Source organism: Pseudovibrio sp. Tun.PSC04-5.I4 (assembly GCF_900104145.1).
Taxonomy (GTDB): domain Bacteria; phylum Pseudomonadota; class Alphaproteobacteria; order Rhizobiales; family Stappiaceae; genus Pseudovibrio.
Genome location: NZ_FNLB01000006.1, coordinates 2,092,453 through 2,112,549, shown reverse-complemented (window position 1 = coordinate 2,112,549; position 20,097 = coordinate 2,092,453). Strand labels below are relative to the sequence as shown.

The window sequence follows — 20,097 nt, the reverse complement described above, 5'->3', positions numbered from 1 at the left end:
AGTTGGAGATTATTATGGAGCTTCCTAAGGGTCTTGGCCTCGGCCTGAATAGTAACAGTCTGGGTGATGTCTTCGATACGAATGCAGAGTTGCTTGGAAATGTCGGCGGAGCAGGGGTTGCCAGTAAAGTTGGTCTGGGTACGTTAGCTGCTATCGGTGGGACGCCGATGATAGCAACAATTGCGTTTGCGCAGCATATAACGCGCCTGTCCAATAGTCTTCTTGATGTTGGTCCTGGTACTCCCTCAGCAACTGGGGGAGTTCCATTGGCAACTGCAGGCTTTCAAGATATTGAAGTTCTGATTGCTTCCGTTCTGGATAAAATGCAATCTAGTCAAGAAAAGCTTGAAAAGAACAAGGTTACGCTTGAGACCACTAAGCAAAGTGCTGTTTTTAAAGAAAAAACAGCCAAATTGGATGAAGCTATCAAGAAGCAGGAAGAAGCCCAGAAGAAACAAGAAGGGCTGAGTATCTGGCAGAAAATTTCCTTGGCATTTCAGTGGATTGCTGCAGTTATTTCCCTTGTCGCCGGAGCGATCCTTACAGCTATTCCCGGGTTCCAAGCGGTTGGCGCATTTATGATAGCAGCCGGGGTGGTGCAGCTTGCAATGGCTATTGACGCCACGGTGCAGGCTGCAACAGGCAGGAGCATTGCAGGTCATGTTGCAGTTGCAGCTGGAGCCGATGAAGAAACGATTTCCAAGGTTGATATCGCGATGAAAGTCGTTGGAGCCGTTGTTGGTATTGTAATGGCGGGTGCATCCATTTTTATTCCCGGAGGTCAAGCAAGTAGTATCGGGGCAATAATTCAAGCAATTACCTCAATTACTTCTGCGGTGATCCAAATTGGTAGTAGTGCAGGAAATATTGCTGCTGGTGCAGTTTCTTATTCTGCAAGCCAGAATGTAGCAGATTCGAAGGAGCTGCAGGCCGATGCCTCCGATCTTGACGCATTTATCCAGCTGATCAGTCAGATTATTGATCAACTGTTGGCAATTCTTACGCAGGCGGGAGAGCAATTTAATGATGCTCTAGATGGAACTGTAAGTGCAATGAATGAGCGTGCAGATACCGTTGGTAGAACGAAGTTTGCAGGATAATTGAGGAGATTTTTATGATTACAGCTGCTGGAACGACCTTAAACCGTGATTATCTGCCACCGAGTTTCTTTCAGGCAAATGGCTCACTTGCGGTTTCAGAGGAGCGTGCGATTTCCTTTCAGACGAGTGTTGAAGCTCGTCTTGCGACACTCCCCCCCGAGCATCATGGGACATTCCTTTCATTTGTGTCTTTGCCGCAGTTTTCCGGGAGTGCTGATTACGATCAGTCAACGACGGATGAGGTTCTCAATCGTCTTGAAGCTGCAACCAAAGCTATTGGAAGTTTGGATAGTATCGACTCTACTAGTTCTTTGTCGCGCTTGATTGCACAAGCACTTTATAAATCGGCTGTTAACCAGCGTTTGAATGAGCTGGATACGCGTTTACTTGCGCGTGAAGTTGTTAAAACAAGCATGCACGCTCAGGCAGGTAAGAGCCGGGATGCGGCGGATGAAACACGCACAGGTGCGATCGTTAGTATCGTTATAGCTGTCGTGACTTCTGTTGTTGCAATTATCATGTCTGCGGTTGCAATCGGGAGCGCTTCTAAAGGCCTTGGTGCAGCGAAAAATTCCGCGAGTAATAACGCGCAGGCCGCCAAACTTGAAACCCAAGCGAATAGTTTGACGGGGTCTAATCAGGCAGCAGCGAAGGTGCGGATCGCGGATCAAGCCGCAAATCTTCGTCAAACCGCGAAGGGCTTTGATGCTGTTGCAGGTGCTTCGGGTTCGCGCGCACAGTCAATAGCGACGATCGGTGGTGTCGTGAATACACTGGGTTCGACAGGGTCTCAAAGTGCAAGTGCCTTCACTCAGGCGAATGCAAAAGAAGATGAGGCTATATCTCAAGAACTGGCGGCTGGGGCTGAGGAAGTTCGTAAAGAAAATGACCAAGCAGAATCTGTCCAGAAAGCGCTTGATGACATCATTCGCGCGATCATTCAGTTCCTGAAGGAATCTCGCGAAATTGAAAACGAAAGGGCAGCTGCAATTACTCGCAGCTAACCGAAAAAACAGGTGCGTGCGCTCACCCTCTGCATGCACCTGTTACCTATTATCGGTCTCTGAGTGAATTCCTAGCCTGTTTTCCGAAAGGTAGTGCTGTGTTTACGAGCGATTATTTCGGGTGCATCGAAAAGCTTTGGCGAAAGCTTGGTTTGGGTGCTCCGCAGATGTCAGCGCAGAATACGACAACAATGAGTGTCGATGGTGCGTTGCTTACCTTTGCCAATGCGTTGGACGGTGCTGGTGTTGAGGTCAGTGTAGACATTGGAGTTTTTAGTGAAAGCATGCCTGTTCGCCAGCAGCAGATTGAAAGCGTCCTTCACGCAAATTTGGCTTGTTTGTCTCGTTTCGATGTTTTGGCAATGTTGACTTCTGGAGATGATGGGTTTGATCACTTGCAATTATCAGTACGTTTTAGAGGGTATACTGAGCAGGATAAGCTGGTTGGTTTGATAGAGGACCTGCTTTCCGCCCTGACGTTATATCAGCCGCTGCTTGGGCAATCAGAGAGCGGCTTTCCGCAGGCAAGTATTTGGGGCGCTGATCAGCGGTCACTTGCAGATGAAATTGACGGAGCTATGGTTTTTCAGCTCTGATAAATCCATTGCGACCTTAACATACATATAAGAAAATCATCAAAAGGAAGAGTTATGACTGAACGTGTTCCAGCGTTGGGTGACAATCCTGAAGAAGATATCAAGGCTATTGCTATGGGGGCAATTGGTCGAAGTCTCGGGCTCTCAAAAGATGATATTAAACCCGGATTGGTGATGGCCAAAGGGCTGATGGATGCCGGGCGCGTTGAGAAAGCTTTTGAGATCTATACAGGCCTTGTGCTGCTTGAACCAACGAATGTTGATGTCCAACTTGGTCTGGCAAACTGTGCGGTTCAATTGCAACGATACTCATTGGCTATTCAGGCTGCATCTGTTGCTATGATAATGGATCCGACAAGTCCGCGGCCCTACTATTTTTCCGGCGTTGCTTGTCTTGCTCTAGGGCATTTTGATGAAGCAAAAGAGGATTTGACTGACGTTCTTAAACTTGCAAAAGATCGTAAGGATGCGGAGATGTTGCAATCTGCCAAAAAGCTTCTCGATGGTCTTGTCGCTGCTTGAGTTAAGTGGACTGCATACATTAACAAAATAAATTCGCTGCGATCGGAAACGTGCAATGCAGGACGCTGCCTCCAGACTAAAACAGGCTGAGAATGATAAGCTGCTTAGCATACAGCAAAGCGAACATAATGACCTGAACGTTGTCTTTCAGTCTCTGGGCGGAGGTTCTGTTGATGCAAATGCATTGATGGCAGCAATTAAGAATGGTGAGGGTCTGGCGAATATTGTTCGTGTTGATGCTCAGCTCGAGAAAGTACTTTATCAGTTTGCTTACCAGACGCTGCACCTTAATCGGAGATCTCTCGCCGAAAGGCAGTTTCAAGCTCTGTGTTTGCTCAACAATGAGAATGCTGAGTATTGGCTGGGGCTGGCTTTAAGTCACGCTAAATGGCCACAAGGAGGGATCTGGGTTGAGAGGGTGCTGCAACGTGCAAAAACCTTAGCGCCCGAGAACCCTGCCGTTCGGTTGCGACTTGCAGAGCATTTTTTGTGGTCTAAAAATGTATTAGAGGCGGATGTGGAACTGAATGAGTTTAATCGTTTGATGGAAACTCATAATGGGCCTGCTTTGGAAGATTTCGCAAAGCGCTTAACTTATGCCATTGAAGTTCAAAAAAACTCTTCCGTTGTTGGTGACTAGCATTGATGATCGAGGTCAGCGGTTATCTTCATCGTGCTTATAACGGTGCTCAGGAAGAGGAAAAAGGGGTTGGAGTACCAATATCCTCATTGGGTTCTATTGGTACGCAGTCAACGTCCTTAGATTTCACTCCTCTCCGCAGACTTGAATATTCCGAAATTTCTATGAATGGCTCCCGTGTATCGCGTCCTAACCGGGATAATGCGGCAAGTCCTTCAAAGCGAGAGATGCTGTCGCTCGCTCGACAGATTTCCCTCCAATATGGGGGGGATTTAGCGCGGCATAGGCCTGTTTCACAAAAGTCACTTGCTGCTCATTCGCAAAATGTAAAACAGATCATTCATAGTTTGCGGGAGGTTAACCATCTGTACTTGAGTTATAGTCGGCAATACGATCTCTCTCAGTGGTATACATATAACGCTCAGCCGCTCACATATGGCTTTTCCTTGCAAGAGCTTATGCCAGCCTCGGTGAATTTTCAGGATTTGCAATTCCTAATTTCTCAAATTGAAGCTCGTTCTCATATGTTGGAGCGGTTGTACCTTCGTCTGCCCTATTTGAGCGCACAGAAACGTAGGCCTGGATATGCGCAGGCTTTTTCGATGTTGACGGATGGAGTGCTTTTGGCGCTTCGCCGCGTACTTCGATCTTCTTCTAATGAAGACCAAACCTAAGCGGATTGGGGGTCGTGCGTTTCTTCTTGAGATGAAGTGATTATTTCTGAATAAATTTTTTCTTTTTGATGTGAGTGTGTCTTTGTTTTAGTGGGTGAAAATAAATGGGGTATTTTAGTATTTTCTTTATTTTCCAACTAGTTAGATATTATTTAATTTTTTTTCGTTGTGATTATTGAGCCTGCTACCATTTTTGAGAAGAATGAGTACCTTAGCAGAACTTACGTTGTGTTTTAAGGCACAACATAACCTAGGGCATATCTGCGACAAATGAGGGGATACGAATTAAGGATTCCTGTGATGGTCGCAATACCGCCTATTAGTTCCCCGTCTACAGCTGATGCTATCGAACCAAGTGTACAACTGGGATCGTCTGCTACGGCAAAACGTGTTGAAACTGTACCAGCGGCCAGTCAGTTGTTGTCAGTTGGAGTTTCGGCTGCTTTTGGATTGCAACCGCCACCAGATACGACAAATCTTGAAGTTCTGGTTAGTCAGGTCGTTGCAAAGTTTGAAGAGATTCAATCTGCATTGAAAGAACAAAACCTTATTGGAGATTCTGAGAAGGTTCGATCCGTACGTACGGCACTTTTGATTTCACTCGCAAAGCAAGATGAAATTGCTGCGGAGATTGTAGGGTTGGAAACACAGCAAAAGACCCAGGAAGATCAACTCAGTGAACTCAACCAAACGTTATCCTCCAAACAGGCCGAGTTGGCAGCTCTTCCAAATACCACTCCATTGGACCCTGAAGACGCTGATAGTGAGTTGGGACCTGATCCTACAGAAGTGACGCGGTTGACCGACGAGATGGCACAGCTAAATATCCAAATTGGCGATGTGGAAACGGCTCTTGCCGGTACTTTGGACCAGCTTGATACAGCCGAGGACAATTTAGCGGAAAGCGGAGCTGTTCAAACAGTATTGCGGACTGCTCTCAATGATTTGATGGGTTCAAAAAAAATGAGCTTATCGGACGATCAAGTCATCTCCTCTCTTGAGGAGGTGATTGATAAAGCTGCAAGTGAGCTCCGGGCGGTTAAACCGGAGTTTGATCAACGCCAGATAGTTATTGAGGAGTTGCGCGAGGACGTGCGCATTTTGGCAGAAGAGGGCGTAAAGGATGAAATAAGCCTTATGAACCTTGTTGAAGCCGAGTATGCGCTGCAGGTCGTGAACTTTATCAGGGAAACCATCTCTGGTTCGTTGGAACTCGCGAACGAAGCATTGGGCGGACAGTCTGTACTTGGAACCGGTGGGCGTGTGCAATTGCTGCTTGATAATGGCCGCGTATAAAAAATTGAATTAGTTCGAGCAGCACACCTACGAAGGATCTGGGCTTATTTAACCTCAGAGGTCGTGGTGGGTAGTTGTGCTGAACACATAGGGTTGAAATGATAGGTGCTGGACTTAGTTCAATACTGCGCAAGACAGTATGTTCGTTTGCAGTCTTTTTTGGTTTGTTGGGATGTACTGCAACTCAACATCCAAATCTGGAATGGGAAGCGCCTGCTAACCAAGCGGGTCTTTCCGAGCAGTTGCGGTATTTCTTTTCGGAAGAAAACCAACGTGAACTTGTTCCTACGCTTTCCGGAAATGCTCGGTTGGCGACGACATCTCGTGGACTACCGGGACAGGCGATTGATAGTCGCTGGGTCAATCGCGGAAATTCACAGGAAGGACGGCCCGGTACAGCGTTTTACTTCAATGATGAAGAAGCGAAAGTTTTGCTGGCCGATGCTGCGTTAAACACGAGCAATACACAGGAACTGCGCACTGCCCGCTCTCAGGATGCCAAGACTACGTCTGATGTGGTGAATTTGAATTTTCGCGGTGAGGCGCTCGACTATTTCACTCGTCAAACTTTGGGCGGAATACTGCAGGTCAATTACGTCATTGACGAACCTCTACAGGGAACGGTTACATTCCAGACTGAAAAACCAATCGCAAAAGATCAGATGCTTTCGCTTGTTCGTGTTTTACTTGGGCGAAATGGTTACATTTTAAAACTTATTGATCAAATATTCCATATTGGAAGGCCTGAAACGATTCAGGCGATTGAGCAATTCTCTGGAGTTGGTTCTGCTGGGGATTTGAAACTGCGTATTTTGCCGGTTCGTTCTGCTTCTGCGGATGATGCTGCTGGGGTGTTGCAGGCAATTTTGCCTGCTGGTGCTTCTGCTATTGCGGTTGAGGGTACTAATAAGGTTGCAGTTCGGGCACGACCTGAGGATATTGTCGCCGCTGAAGAGCTGGTGAATAGTCTTTACAATCGAAACAACGACAAAACAGTTGTGTCGGTTTTACGCTTGCAACAAAGCTCTGCTTCTCAGGTGGCAAAGCAGCTCACGACACTTTTTCGTCAATTGTACCCAAACCAGTTAAACGCATCACTGACTGTTGTTCCTCTTGAAGCACAGCAGTCTTTGCTGGTTGCTGTGCAGAGCAAAGAGATGCTGCTGCGTGTGCGGCGCATTGTGAAAGAGGTTGATTACAACCTGTTAGATAGTCCCAAGGTGCGTATCATCTCGTTGAAGTATCTTCCGGCATCTGAAATTGCCGGACAATTGACACAGATTTTGCAAGGGGGAGGTAGTAGTGGTGGTGCACAAGAGCCTAAAGCGGATCGTAAGCCAAAGCAGCGAAAACCGGGCCGAGCTCCACGGCGTTTTCCAGTATCTGCAAATGGGGAGCCCGTAGATAATAACTCCGATATAAACGACCGCTTCAATGCAGCTGATAATTTGTTTGAAGGTGCGAAGGAAACGGGTGCACGTTCAGTTCCTGCCGGCAAGCAGATCGGTATTGTTGCAGATTCGCGGAATAATGCACTTTTGGTGAACTCCACTTATCAGGAGTTTAAGCATATTCGCGACGTGGTTCAGGCTCTGGATTTGCCACTGTCTCAGGTGGTTATTGAAGCGACCATCGCGGAAGTTAGCATCAACGACAGTCTGTCCTATGGCGTACAATGGTATTTGAGTAAGGGAATCTTCTCAGGTGGTACAGGCCAGGTTGCAAGCGGTGTTACGAGGCCATCCAGTCCAGGTGGCGCAATTGCTCTGAACACTGTTGGTGTGGATGTTGTGCTGAAAGCCCTCCAAAACATCACAAAAGTTAAAGTGATTTCCTCACCATACCTTACCGTTCTTGATGGGCGAAAAGCGCGCTTGGTTATTGGTGATCAGGTTCCATTTGCATCGCGTAGTCAAACTTCAAGCGACAGTGGTACTGTGACGGTCACCAACGAAGTTGAGGTGAAGGATACGGGTATTGTTTTGCAGGTTGAGCCAAATATTCGGCCCAACAATTCTGTTCTCCTGCAAATTCAACAGGAAGTAAGCAATGTAATTTCCACAAAGGAGGGGCCGTCGCTTACGCCAACGATTTCTACCCGAACCATCAACTCAGATATCGTTGTTGAATCTGGGCGCACTATTTTGCTAGGTGGCCTGATTCAGGAGCGCAAGGAAGAGGGGGAATCCGGTGTTCCAATTCTTCGAAAAATACCTGTGTTCGGCGAGTTGTTTAAAGACAGTACGAATAATGAATCCAAGCGGACGGAACTGTTGGTTATGATTACGCCGCGTGTCGTTAGAAAACAGTCTGAGCTGCAAAATATTACGCAAAAGCTACGCCGAGAGCTTTCATCTTTCTAAACCTGCGTAGATAGGTCCATCAGTAACTTCCCCTGAAATACGCGTTGTTTCAGGGTTTTTTTTGATCATTTATTGTGCCTAGTGAAATCGTTTGAAGTGGTGCTTCTTTTTGAGACGTTACCTAAGTTATGGGAAGAAAAGTTTTAATTGAGTTTGTAACTTATTCAAACTGTATCGTTTGACACTTTGGCGCTCATCGATTTCTGACAGACTTGCTAGCAAGAAAATAAGGAAACTGAGTCCCCCCATGCTAGAGAATTTGCTTAAGGAAGCCTGTGCGCTTTTAAATGTTGAGGCCATAGAAGATGAACAGGATCAAACGGTTCGTGTTGTTAAACTAGATGCCTTTACGTTGAGCTTTAAGCTGGTGCCAGATGTTGACCGCATCTGCGTTTCGGCTCGGCTCTGCAAATTAACACCCACGCAACGGGATCGTATTCTTGAGCTTGTTCTGGTTTACAATACCCAGAGTTTCCAATCTGGTGGCATGCGTCTTGTGCTAATAGAAAATGATGCGCTGGTCATGCACAATGACCTTCGAGCAACATCTTGGACTGCAGAGAAGCTCGCTAAATTTATTCTGGCCTTTGCTGATGTTTCCGCAGGGTGGTTGAAAATCGTGCGTGAGATGGGAACACAGGTGGCTGAAGAGCCTGAGTTGACTAGATCCAGTGTCTTTGAGTCGGCTTCTATGATTAGCCTTTAGTTTCATTAGGCCTTCTATTGGAAGTCTTCCGATAAAATCTTCATTTTATGGACAATGCCTAGCGGTCTGATTTTTTTAAAAAGTCAGCTGGTGGTGGTCTTTTGTCTGATGGATGCTGTGATGACTGAAATACTCTTCTCTAAAAATGAAATTTACACCAATGTTATAACCAGACTAGAGGTTGCTCTCTCTGGAAAGCAATTAGCAGATGCACGTGTTAGCCTTTCCAAAAGTACAGCTGAGAATGGTGAGGTTCTTTATAAGGCAACTGTTCGGGACGAGAACAACAATGGTCTAGGCGGGAAGATCGTTGGTTTGTGCCGCGCAGTGACGCGCCATAGCCTCTTCCTTCAAAACAAAGCAGAAAAACCTACCGTGAAGGCGAACAATTGGGATGTCTTTTGCCAATTGCTCAAAAATGAAGCGGCGGAAGACGTTTATCTGGACGCTCAACAGGTTAGGCAGACAAAAATTGACGAGGCTCTAGGCTATATCTCTCAACTTGTGTTTGAGGATGAACAGAGTAACGAAAAGGGGCTGAAGTTCTCATCACTCAAAAGGTTGAATAAGTATCTGCGTAATGAAGGTGCGGCTATCCCATTTCCAAGCAGGGCACATATGGAACCAGTTGCGCAACTCGGTGTTTCCAGTGCGCTTTTGTTGTCATCTGTGGGGTTTCAATTGGCACGTGGGCAAACACGATATGTGAGTGATGACAACTTCAGGCTTTCCGGCCTCACTTTGAGTTCTCGTGGGTCGGAGGACGCGGTTATCTCAAATTCAGGTATTTCAAATGGTGGCCACAGTTGTGCCGGATCAGGCAATGAGAATTTCGGCTCGAATTGTCCCGTTGAGACGACTGGTACTCTGCTTGAAACCCAGAGCTAACGGTGAATCTTGGTGACGGAGTGAATTGCGGCGTATCATAGCAAGTGATTGAGGCTTGCTTTTGACTCCAGAGGAGCTGATACGCCTATGACAGATGATAGTGTTATCCCGCTTGTGCAGCCAGGGGAATTTCAAGATGCACTTACGGAAGTTTTGCGTTCGGGTGCACAGCAACTTTTGCGAGCGGCCATTGAGAGTGAAGTCATGAGCGTGCTTTCGCTTTACTCGGACTTAAAATTACCAGATGGCCGTCAGCGGGTGGTTCGGCATGGGCATTTGCCAGAGCGACAGGTCCAGACTGGCGTTGGGCCAGTCACGGTCAGCAAACCTCGGATCCGGGATCGAGATGAGAATGCAGAAGAGAAAATTCATTACCATTCCAATCTGTTACCTAATTATCTGCGCCGTTCAACCAGTCTTGATGAATTGATCCCAGCGCTCTATTTGCGTGGGGTTTCTACCAATAATGTTCAGCAAGCTTTGAGTGCTTTGTTGGGTGTTGATGCCCCCAACCTTTCACCGGATGTCATCCGCGGCCTTGTCAAAAGCTGGCGATCTTTATGGGAAGAGTGGAAAACCAGAGACCTGTCAGCGCGCAACTACGTTTATATGTGGGCAGATGGCATCTATCTGAAAGCCCGGGGAGAACGGGAAAGTCGCTGTATTCTGGTGTTGATCGGGGCAACACCGGAAGGCAAGAAAGAGCTGATTGGCTTTGATGATGGCTACCGGGAAGATACTCAGAGCTGGCGGGAGCTACTGCTTGCTCTCAAAGCTCGCGGCTTGCAGATCGAACCGAAGTTGGCTGTCGGTGATGGTGCTCTGGGTTTCTGGGCGGCATTGCGGGAAGTCTTTAGCACAACAAAAGCTCAACGCTGCTGGGTCCACAAGACAATGAATGTCTTAAGCAAAATGCCTAAATCCTTGCAGGCCAAAGCAAAGAAAGATCTACAGGATATCTGGATGGCAGAGAACCGCGTAGATGCTGAGACGGCTTTTGATCTTTTCATAGAGAAATTTGAGGCCAAATACCCCAAAGCCACGCAATGCCTTGCCAAGGATAGGATCGAACTGTTGGCTTTTTATGACTTTCCTGCTGAGCATTGGGGGCATATCAGAACCACCAATCCAATTGAATCAACCTTTGCGACTGTGCGCCACAGAACAAGGCAGACCAAGAACTGCCTCTCCCGGGATACTGCAATGCCAATGGTCTTCATGCTGATCAAGGCAGCGGAGAAGCGCTGGCAGAAATTGAGAGGCAAAAATCAATTGCCTAAGATAATACAGGGTGTCATCTTCAAAAATGGCATCGAGAGTGATGCAAACCAAAATCACGCCGCCTGAAACCCATCACCAACTTTTGCGGTTAGCTCTGAAACCCATCATGTTGACGAGACCGTTTATGAGTCCAGTTTCAGTAGCTTAAGTGATGCTGCGGGAGTTGAGCTCGCTTTGCAGCAATCTCGATCGGTTCTTGATGAAAAAGGAGAGGTGGATTTGGGAGTATCTCCTGATGAGGAAGCTGTCATGGATGATGCCTATAGGCGGGATAAACTGAAAACCAAAGCTGTAAAAATTGCCCCAATCGATGCTGAAGTGGACGGTGATGGCTCTGAGAATAAAATCCTTCCGAATGATGTGGGTGCCGATGCTGATGAAGCCGGTGTCGTGACGCAGCAAAAAGCGGCGGGCCTTAATGAAAAGCAAGTCAAAGTCTTATCTTTTGATCGCAATTACCAGACCAATAACGTACATGCGGCACGTACGATACGTAGTTTTCATATATCATGAACTCGTAGGCAATGAAGCTCAACCGCGGTGTTGTGCTTGAGCGCTGGTTGATCTTTGCTTGGAGTAATACAATCAAGGATTGGCATTAGACACGCTGTCATATGCCTCTTCAATGTTATCGGAGTATGACAACTCCACGGTAAAGTCGCGGTAAGACACCACTTTATATCTGATGATTTTTAGCAAGGAAAATTTAGTCTCTGTGACTAACGGCACTCTGCTCACCTCCAGAACTGTGCATTCTAAACCTCAAGACTTTCAAGGATATAGAATTATCCAAGGCAGATAAAATTGCGGAGGCAATCATGACCGGAGTTAGCTTTTCAAGCGTTAGCCACTTGTCATCAGTTATAACACAAATCGAAAATGCATCGAGCAAGCAGTCTATCAAAGACAATGCGCAGGTGCGTCTGGGTACGCCAACCGAGAGCAATGGTGAGGCAATCTATGAGGCAAAGACCAAGGGTAGTGATAGCGCAGTTTCGAGGGCAAGCCTGGCTAAGCTTACTCATGGAAAGTTGTTCTCAAGTGCACTGAACGTTCATGAAAAGAAACTTGATAACTGGAGTGTGTTTACTTCGTTGGCAAAGAACGAAGTGGAGTTCAGTTTAAGATTGGGTGGTGTAGAAAATTACCAGTCTAAGGCACAGGATGTTTTGCACTCTGCTTTTGAAAAGATCCAAGATAATCCATTATTTCAGGAGCATGACGTTCGGTTTGGAGCGCTGAAGCAGTTGAGTTCTACGCTGAATGGTCTTGTTGCTCAAACTCTGGGTGAAATCAGCCCTTACGATGATGTTTCCGGTGACAATGGTACGCAGTCAGTTGGTCGTTATGTCGACAGTGAGGGTGCTGTAGTGCTTCCTAATGCATTGTATGGAAGCTCCTCGTCATTGTCTGCTGGTTTTGATGCCACCGACGGGAGATACAGTGTCCTCGGGGATGATTTTGGTGTCTCCAATGATGGTGACTATGCAGAAGTTCAGCATGGTCCGCGTTATGAAGTGGGGCAATCTAAGGCCTCAGGTGCGAACAACACTGCTGCCTTGCACTCTGCCTCCAAGCACGTATCCGGTGATGAGCCCTATGCCTTGGTGAATAAGGGTGCTCCTAAAGGTACGCCTGTTCCACATACTAGTTTGAACGAGCAGCGAGGAGTTGCTCAGGTTCTGCAAGATACCCAGCAGCAGGTGTCTGAAGGCGGGGATGCGTATGGTTCATTGGATTTTCGTTCGGAAAACCGTTCTGAACCCGGGCGCGCCCGCTTGAATGAGACATATGGAACTCTAGATCAATCTGAGAGCAATTCTACGTGGGGCCAAAAAGCTGGCTCTGTGAACAATCAGTCGATTTACGTGAATTCTGGAGTTGAGAGTGCCGTAGAGAACAGCGGTGATTATTCCGATGTGATTGTTGAAGAAGAGCAGTCGATTTATGGAAATATAACGGCTGAAGGTAAGCCAGTTATCTTGCCGAAGCCGGTCTTACAGGAACGAGCAGACACACCACCGCCAGTTCCTACTCATCAGGGAGCTCGTTGGGAAAATCGCTAATTCCTGGCTGTTGAGCTCTTGTGAGTTGAGGGTGCTTTGGAAATTTAGTGTGCGGCTTGCCGAGTTATTGTCGGTGGATCGCACGCTGACTTTTGGAAAAGAGGGTGTCATGAACGCCGAAGATTTTGATAGCAAAACTGTAAAAATGCTGGCTGAGATTGGGTTTATTGCTGTCTCCTACGGTCTGGCTGAACATGCAGAATTCATCTTCAAGGCTTTTCAGGTCATGCGCCCTGATCAGGAAGCCGGGCCGTTAGGCTTGAGCCTTGCTTCTATGGTTCGTGGGAATGTTGATGATGCGCTCGCGCATCTGGAAGCTGCTCCCCCTACCGATACTATTCAGACTTACCGCGGTCTTGCGTTGTTGCGCAAAGGCGATCTGGAAACAGCCTGTGAGATTTTGACTGAGGTTTGTGAGATGGCTGCGGGAACTCCTTGCGCCGAAATCGCTGCACAAGCGCTCTCCACAAAGGATGAGCTTGCAAGCCCGATGAATGCGATGGTCTCCCGTTGAGAAAATGAATAGGGAAGCTAGGTTTTGAATTTCGTTACAGCTTCGGGTGAGAGGTACTCATGACAACATTACTTGATAGTTCACTCACATCGCAGCTGCAGCAGGCTCTTCAGGGAAGTTCTAAACCCTCTTTGGGGCCTGATGCCGGAGAGGTGGCTGGGTTGGAGGATCAATTCCAATCTGCTTTGAATGCAGCTGGCGCTGTACCTGCGCCGGTTTCTGGTCAAATCATTGATGGAACTGTTGTCGTTGGCGGCCCTCAAGCTGTGAGTGCAGCAAAGCCTGTTGACCCAAGTTCTGCCGTGTCAGCGACACGAGAGGTTGCGTCTGTTGATCCGACTGACAGTAATTTTCTGATTGATGGTCTGGCGAAGGTGCGTGGGGCGTTCACCGAGAGCAGTTCAAACATCATGAATTTGTCATCAGGTAGTGAGCTTGGTCAGGTGGACCGGTTGATCAATATGCAAATTGAAGTCGCGAATTACTCACTGCTGGTTGATGTGAGTTCCAAAATTGCCGGCAAAACCGTGCAGGGCCTCGACGCGTTGATGCGTTGATCCTGAATGGGCCTTAAAGAAGTGCGGTGTAAGTTTAAATGAATATTTGGCGTCTTATTACAATTGGCTGTTTGATGCTTGGCCTGGCTGCCTGCAATACGGATCTTTATACGAACCTGTCTGAGCAAGAAGCTAACACCATGTTGAGCTTGTTGCTGGAAAACGGTGTTTCTGCTAGTAAGCTTGGTCTTGGTGAGGGCGTTGTCACGTTGCAGGTGGATGACAATGATATCCAGCGGGCAGTGACGATCCTGAATGCTAATGGTTTGCCTAAACGAACCCGAGATACTTTGGGTCAGGTGTTCAAGAAATCCGGTATTATATCTTCCCCCTTTGAAGAGCGTATCCGTTTTGTCTATGCGTTGAGTGAGGAAGTGGCGGAAACCATTACGGAAATTGATGGTATTGTTGCTGCTCGTGTTCACATCGTGTTGCCTAAAAAAGCTGATTTGGGAGAGGAAGTGAAGCCATCCTCGGCTGCGATCTTCATCAAGCACCGTCCAGAATTTGATATCGAGTTTCTCATTCCGCAGATCAAGCGTCTTGTTAGCAATGCGATTGAAGGTGTTGCATACGCGAGTGTGTCTGTCGCTTTGGTTCCAGCGCGGGAGCTTTCCTTCAAAAACTCTCGTTCTGATAAGGAACTTGAAACTGTGTTCCCGGGTCTTCGTATTGCGCGCAATGATGCCGGGGTTTTCTGGCAGATTATCGGCGGGCTCGGTTTTGTATTGCTGTTGTTGATTGCTGGCGTTGGCTTTCTTTTGTTCAAACAACTCAAGATCGGTGGCAAAAAAGCCAAGGGTGGTGCCGGAGATGACATTCTGCCTGAAGAACTTGCTTAATTGCCGGATGCACACAGGATGATAGGTGCATCACACAACAGTATTGTTTGGTCTTTGCAGGCCAGATTGGCGCATTGTCTGGTCAATCCACTCGGGTTTACTCATGACGATCATCTTGGTGACATGGGCATACCACTTGATGTTGTGCGCAGGTTCTCAGCTCATGAGGATTTTTCCGGGCCCTTGAATAAACATGTGGCACGGGAACTTGGGCTTTTGGATCTTACACCAAAATGCTCTTCCCTTGCCATGATGAGCGATCAGAGCAAAGCCCGTCTTGCCAGTACTCTTGTGTCACAAAGTGCTGCGGATTTTGGAGTTCTTTTGCGCATAACTGCGATTGCGCGTCTCCATAAATCCATCAGTGGTCTCATGTTGAAAAGCCATTGCCAGCGTATAGAAGCGCTGTTTGGTGAAGACGCCTTTGATATTGCGATCCGTGAGGTCGCCTTTTTCCATGCCTGCCTTGGATATGAGAGTGATGAGGATCAGGTATTTTTATGCATATGTAACGGTGAGGAAGCCGAAGCTTTACAGGCTGTTACCCTTGCTGGAGCCGAAGGTTTGCTTGCTTTCGTGTGTGCGGTTGATCCCGGTTTAGAGCCTCTTATTCGCCTGCGGGTTTCAAAAGACCTCAATGAAAGTCTGAGTACTCGTTTGCGTGTCATGAACGGCGAGCAGCAAGATCACTATGTCCAGTATTTGCGTCGGAGAATGCCACAATGGCGAGCATTTATAGACTGAAAGACCTCGGCGCAAATCTGGCTCCGGGTGTTCAAATTATCAAAGCTGCTGAGTTCTCTGCCGTTGAGACTGCTGAACAGATTATCGCGACTGCGCAGAAGCGCGCCGACGAGATCTTGCAGGATGCGACGCGTGTTCATGAGGAACAGAAAATTCAGGGGTATGAGGACGGTGTTCGCAAGGCGCAGTCCGAGGCATGTGAGCGGCTCATGGCAGAGCAAGCCCTGCTAGATGCACGGTTGCGTGAGATTGAGCATGATGTTGTCACCGTGACCATCACGATGCTGCGCCGTTTGCTGGATGAATATGATGATGCCGACCATGTTCGGTTGATGGCACGCAGTATGCTGAAAACTCTGCGATCTGAGAAGCGCGTGCGGTTGCATGTAGCGCCTGAAATGTATTCCCAGACTGTCGCTATGACTCGATCTATAACGGATGGCTTTAAGCAGGTTGAGTTTCTGGAAATCGTTGAGGACGGCGACCTTGAAGGGACCAATATCGTACTGGAAGCCCCAGTTGGTCGCGTCGACGGGAACCTTCAGGTGCGGTTGCAGGAAATTGAAGAAATCCTTCGGCGGACAATCTCTGTACCGAGTGCAGCCAAGTCCGTCGGGGATGGCTTATGAGCTCCATCATCGAACCTCGTGACCTTGTTGAAGAGCGAAAACAAAACATCGATGATCGCTTTGTGCGGCTCGGGCGGTCTCTGGTAAAGGCCGGTACTGAGGTTCAGCCCTTTCCACTTATCGGACGTGTTCGCAAAGTGGTTGGTACGCTTGTTCATGCTGTGGTGCCTAAGGTTGAGATTGGCGAAATCGCAGAACTCTACACGCGCTCGACAGGGCGCAGGCTCAAGGCCGAAGTGGTCGGCTTTCATGATGATGAAGCGCTTCTTTCCCCCATTGGCGAACTCTATGGTGTGGGGCCAGATACGGAAGTTCGTCCAACCGGCCATGTGCAAACTGTTGCCGTCGGTGAGGATCTTCTTGGCCGCGTGATTGATGGCATGGGTAACTTTATTGATGGCTCGGATCGTGAGTTTACACCTGTCGCGCATTATCCGGTTAATCAAGCTCCTCCTGACCCGATGCAGCGGCGGATCATCAATAAACCAATGCCCATGGGTGTTCGCGCCATTGACGGGATGCTGACCACTGGTGAAGGACAGCGTATGGGCATTTTCGCTTCTGCTGGTGGTGGTAAATCCACATTGTTGGCGATGCTCGTGAAGGGTGCAGATGTTGATGTCACCGTTCTGGCTTTGATCGGTGAACGTGGCCGAGAGGTTCGCGAGTTTATTGAGCATGACCTTGGGCCGGACGGCATGGCGAAATCCGTTGTTGTTGTCGCGACCTCAGATAAAAGCTCATTGGAACGGTCCAAAGCGGCGTTTGTTGCCACGTCGATTGCTGAATATTTCCGAGATCAGGGCAAACGTGTTTTGTTGCTGATGGATTCTGTTACCCGATTTGCCCGGGCTCAGCGTGAGATTGGTCTTGCCGTTGGCGAACCACCAACACGGCGCGGGTTCCCACCTTCGGTCTTTGCCACTCTGCCGCGTCTGATGGAGCGAGCAGGGATGAATGACAAAGGGTCGATCACAGCGTTTTATACGGTGTTGATGGAAGGTGATGATATGAACGAGCCGGTGTCTGATGAGACCCGCTCGATCCTTGATGGACATATCGTTCTTTCGCGCAAACTCGCTGCTGCTAACCATTATCCAGCTATCGATATCCTCAATTCCAAGAGCCGGGTGATGCCCGCTGTCACCACTCCTGAGCATAGGGAAATGGCGGGGAAGGTGAATTCGTTACTGGCGAAATATGATGAGGTGGAGCTGCTGGTTCAGATTGGGGAATACCAGAAGGGTGCTGACGCTGAAGCCGATCTTGCTATTGCCAAAAATAAGCCGATCAAAGAGTTCCTCAAGCAGCGTACTGATGAGTTTAACGGGTTCGATGAAGCTCTCGGTAAGCTGAAGAGTATGTTGGCGTGATCAATCAGATCAAAAAGCTGCATCTGGTTAAAACGCTGAAGGAGCAAAAGGCGCAAAAGGCGCTGAACGCGGAGCTGCTGAAGGTTAACCGCGCCAAGCAGCAGATGGAGCAAAAGCGCCAGAAAGCCGTTGAAGAACGTGAGGCTTTGCTCGCGAAGCAGGATGCTCTTTACGAGGCTATCATCAAAAAAGTCATCTCAACTGACGATCTGGACAAGGTCAAAGAGCAAGCTCAGGTTTTGGAAAACGCTGTGAAGAAGCTGGAAGATGCAGCTGAGCGTGCCACTTATGTTTACGACAAAGCTCTCAAAAATGCCGAGGTCGCCCGGCAAGAGTATCAAAAAGCACTTCGCGTCAAAGATAAATATGGAAAGGTTGCTGAAGACCTGCTGTTGGAGACGCAAGCCTTAGCTGAGGCCGCGGAAGAACAGGAGATCGAAGAACAGTTTTCCGGGCGAAGGCAAGTTGAATTATGAAGGTTTCTCAAGGCTCTCAACCTCCTGAGCCGCAGCAAAATCTTGACAGTGTTCGCGGTAAACAGCCACGACAAAACGGTAGGATGCCAGGCAAGCAGCAGGACGAACGGTTCTCTGACGGGTTAAACAGGCATACTATCGATCTGTTTCAAGAAAAGATGCGCTCTGCTGAAGGGAAGCCTCTGCCCGTTTTGTCGAAGGGTGCCTTCGGTGAAGAACAGGAACAACCTTCTGACGAATTGCCTAACCCGCTTGATTTGAGTAATGCCCGTTTGCTTGCCGCGTCCGATCCCGTAGAAGCGCGTAGTATTTCCGTTTCCAGTCCTTCTGACTTGTTGAGCGCAGCTCGTTATTCCTCCGTTGAAGCGCGTGTCGATAAAGCGCTCTCTGCCATAGCAAACCAGATTGAGCAGACCATGCGGGCTGAGGCATTGGCAGACAAAAGTGATGGCCGAGTTCTTAGTCTCACGCTGGATGCCAATCGGTTTGGATTTGGCGGGTTGAAGCTGATGACAACACATGCAGGTTTGGCCGTTGTCTTGGAACGCGTTACTGGTGATGCGATCTCCGGTGACATTCAGGCCGCAGCTCAAGGATTGCTTGCGACACTGCAAAGTCGTTTTCCAGATCGGAAAATTCGCATTCTTGACCGGTTGGACCAGCAAGAACTCGAGAGTGTTGAAGCTCGTGGAAACAGTCTTTCCGGGCTTTCCGCAATATTTGCGGGGAACACCGGATCGTTATGAACCAGCATTCAATGAATACGTCCAGCTATCAAAACCATACAAGTGCACTGGATTACTGGAATGCCGCTGTTAGTTACAGTGGGCAGGACCTTACCATTGAAAGCACGCATACGCTGAACTTCAATCAGTGTGAGGCTCATGCAGGATCAAAGCTTGGGTGCGTGCTTAAAAGCCCAACAGGTGCGACCGCACTGCTTATTGTTGAGGATTACCCTTTTCAAGCGCACCTTCACATTAATCTCTCGTTTGCGGATGTTTTGCAGCTTGATGTGGGGCTTCGCGATGCGTTGATCGAGGGAACAATCTCTCATTTGCGCCACGAGCTGCCAGTGGATTTTCAACGTGTCAGCGCGGAGTTGCCGTTCCATTCAGTTGAGGCTTTGATGTCAGATGCTGACCGCGCTGAATTGAGCTGGTTTTCCATCAGGTACGGTGAGATCGGCGGAGCTGCGGCTTGCCTCTCTATCGGGGTGCGACCCGAAGATCTTTCCAGTTTTCTCAATGGCCTGCCGTTGACGTCCCAACCTGTTTGGAAAGGTCTCCGCGAGCGATTGACGACCCGTGTTTGTCTCAGTCTGTGCTCGGCTCATTTACCTGCTGCCGATGTCGCTGCATTGCAGCCGGGGGATCTGGTTTTGCTGGACACTGAGCCATTGGGCCAAACGATTACGGTCGAAGGGCCACACAGCCGCCACCATCTTGTTTTGGTTGAACAGGGGTGGGGCTGCGAACGAATTGAAAGAGTTGCGAGCATGAGTGATGTGAATGAACCACAGCCTGCTGAGACACGGGAGGTGAGCTCCGTTGATCTCTCTCAGATGCCGATTGCCGTCCGATTTGAAATTGATGAGCGTGAGATCACTCTCGCTGAGCTGGAGAGTTGGACTGCTGGCTCTCTTGTGAACATTACTGTGCCTGCACTCAGTGAAGAGTTGACGGTGTTTGTTCGTGCCGGTGGGCAACGTATTGCACAGGGCAATCTGGTTCAGATCGATAACCGTGTTGCTCTCCGCATCGCCAAACTGGATCAGGGAACTGGTCTTTAAGGCGTTGCTATCACTCCCTAAACCAAGTTTGAAA

General features: G+C 48.4%; 22 protein-coding genes. All 22 read left to right on the top strand.

The window, feature by feature from the left end:
* Positions 1-14 precede the first annotated feature (14 nt).
* The 22 genes from sctE to BLS62_RS14775 all read left to right on the top strand — a co-directional run bounded on the left by sctE (position 15) and on the right by BLS62_RS14775 (position 20,063).
* Complete coding sequence (sctE, locus tag BLS62_RS14880) at positions 15-1,100, top strand: type III secretion system translocon subunit SseC family protein (protein WP_093182200.1); 1,086 nt, start codon at positions 15-17, stop codon at positions 1,098-1,100.
* 14 nt (positions 1,101-1,114) lie between these two features.
* Positions 1,115-2,104, top strand: coding sequence for a hypothetical protein (locus BLS62_RS14875; protein ID WP_093182197.1), 990 nt, complete (start codon positions 1,115-1,117; stop codon positions 2,102-2,104).
* A gap of 98 nt (positions 2,105-2,202) precedes the next feature.
* Positions 2,203-2,700 (top strand): hypothetical protein, encoded by a 498-nt coding sequence (locus BLS62_RS14870; protein ID WP_208990871.1) that lies wholly within the window; start codon positions 2,203-2,205, stop codon positions 2,698-2,700.
* A gap of 54 nt (positions 2,701-2,754) precedes the next feature.
* Positions 2,755-3,222 (top strand): tetratricopeptide repeat protein, encoded by a 468-nt coding sequence (locus BLS62_RS14865; protein ID WP_093182195.1) that lies wholly within the window; start codon positions 2,755-2,757, stop codon positions 3,220-3,222.
* 55 nt (positions 3,223-3,277) lie between these two features.
* The gene (locus BLS62_RS14860; RefSeq protein WP_093182192.1) at positions 3,278-3,862 is read left to right on the top strand and encodes a hypothetical protein; all 585 of its coding nucleotides are present in this window, start codon (positions 3,278-3,280) and stop codon (positions 3,860-3,862) included.
* Positions 3,863-3,867: 5 nt separating this feature from the next.
* Positions 3,868-4,536, top strand: coding sequence for a hypothetical protein (locus BLS62_RS14855; protein ID WP_093182189.1), 669 nt, complete (start codon positions 3,868-3,870; stop codon positions 4,534-4,536).
* Positions 4,537-4,836: 300 nt separating this feature from the next.
* Positions 4,837-5,832 (top strand): hypothetical protein, encoded by a 996-nt coding sequence (locus tag BLS62_RS14850; RefSeq protein ID WP_093182186.1) that lies wholly within the window; start codon positions 4,837-4,839, stop codon positions 5,830-5,832.
* Between the two features lie 98 nt (positions 5,833-5,930).
* A complete protein-coding gene (gene gspD, locus BLS62_RS14845) occupies positions 5,931-8,195 on the top strand; it encodes a type II secretion system secretin GspD (protein WP_208990870.1) in 2,265 nt (754 codons plus the stop codon).
* 247 nt (positions 8,196-8,442) lie between these two features.
* Positions 8,443-8,901 carry a type III secretion system chaperone gene (locus BLS62_RS14840; protein ID WP_093182183.1) on the top strand — a complete coding sequence of 153 codons (459 nt, stop codon included), beginning with the start codon at positions 8,443-8,445 and terminating at the stop codon, positions 8,899-8,901.
* A 120-nt stretch (positions 8,902-9,021) separates the two neighbouring features.
* Positions 9,022-9,789, top strand: coding sequence for a hypothetical protein (locus BLS62_RS14835; RefSeq protein WP_143521568.1), 768 nt, complete (start codon positions 9,022-9,024; stop codon positions 9,787-9,789).
* An 87-nt stretch (positions 9,790-9,876) separates the two neighbouring features.
* Positions 9,877-11,136 (top strand): IS256 family transposase, encoded by a 1,260-nt coding sequence (locus tag BLS62_RS14830; protein WP_093176470.1) that lies wholly within the window; start codon positions 9,877-9,879, stop codon positions 11,134-11,136.
* 108 nt (positions 11,137-11,244) lie between these two features.
* Positions 11,245-11,583 (top strand): hypothetical protein, encoded by a 339-nt coding sequence (locus BLS62_RS14825; RefSeq protein WP_143521567.1) that lies wholly within the window; start codon positions 11,245-11,247, stop codon positions 11,581-11,583.
* A gap of 305 nt (positions 11,584-11,888) precedes the next feature.
* Positions 11,889-13,136 carry a hypothetical protein gene (locus tag BLS62_RS14820; protein ID WP_093182174.1) on the top strand — a complete coding sequence of 416 codons (1,248 nt, stop codon included), beginning with the start codon at positions 11,889-11,891 and terminating at the stop codon, positions 13,134-13,136.
* Positions 13,137-13,245: 109 nt separating this feature from the next.
* Complete coding sequence (locus tag BLS62_RS14815) at positions 13,246-13,650, top strand: hypothetical protein (protein WP_093188959.1); 405 nt, start codon at positions 13,246-13,248, stop codon at positions 13,648-13,650.
* Positions 13,651-13,709: 59 nt separating this feature from the next.
* A complete protein-coding gene (locus tag BLS62_RS14810) occupies positions 13,710-14,207 on the top strand; it encodes a hypothetical protein (protein WP_093182172.1) in 498 nt (165 codons plus the stop codon).
* 38 nt (positions 14,208-14,245) lie between these two features.
* Positions 14,246-15,049, top strand: coding sequence for a type III secretion system inner membrane ring lipoprotein SctJ (sctJ, locus tag BLS62_RS14805; protein WP_093182170.1), 804 nt, complete (start codon positions 14,246-14,248; stop codon positions 15,047-15,049).
* A gap of 18 nt (positions 15,050-15,067) precedes the next feature.
* Positions 15,068-15,793 (top strand): hypothetical protein, encoded by a 726-nt coding sequence (locus BLS62_RS14800; protein ID WP_093182169.1) that lies wholly within the window; start codon positions 15,068-15,070, stop codon positions 15,791-15,793.
* Positions 15,772-16,422, top strand: coding sequence for a type III secretion system stator protein SctL (gene sctL / locus BLS62_RS14795; RefSeq protein ID WP_093182167.1), 651 nt, complete (start codon positions 15,772-15,774; stop codon positions 16,420-16,422). Before BLS62_RS14800 ends, sctL begins: the two co-directional genes overlap by 22 nt.
* The gene (gene sctN / locus BLS62_RS14790; protein WP_093182166.1) at positions 16,419-17,795 is read left to right on the top strand and encodes a type III secretion system ATPase SctN; all 1,377 of its coding nucleotides are present in this window, start codon (positions 16,419-16,421) and stop codon (positions 17,793-17,795) included. Before sctL ends, sctN begins: the two co-directional genes overlap by 4 nt.
* Entirely contained in the window at positions 17,792-18,271 is a 480-nt protein-coding gene (locus BLS62_RS14785; protein WP_093182164.1) for a type III secretion system stalk subunit SctO, read from the top strand. The genes sctN and BLS62_RS14785 overlap by 4 nt, the downstream gene beginning before the upstream one ends.
* Complete coding sequence (locus tag BLS62_RS14780; RefSeq protein ID WP_093182162.1) at positions 18,268-19,017, top strand: hypothetical protein; 750 nt, start codon at positions 18,268-18,270, stop codon at positions 19,015-19,017. Before BLS62_RS14785 ends, BLS62_RS14780 begins: the two co-directional genes overlap by 4 nt.
* Positions 19,014-20,063: a FliM/FliN family flagellar motor switch protein gene (locus tag BLS62_RS14775; RefSeq protein WP_208990869.1), complete on the top strand. Its 1,050-nt coding sequence runs from the start codon at positions 19,014-19,016 to the stop codon at positions 20,061-20,063. The genes BLS62_RS14780 and BLS62_RS14775 overlap by 4 nt, the downstream gene beginning before the upstream one ends.
* Positions 20,064-20,097: the final 34 nt, after the last annotated feature.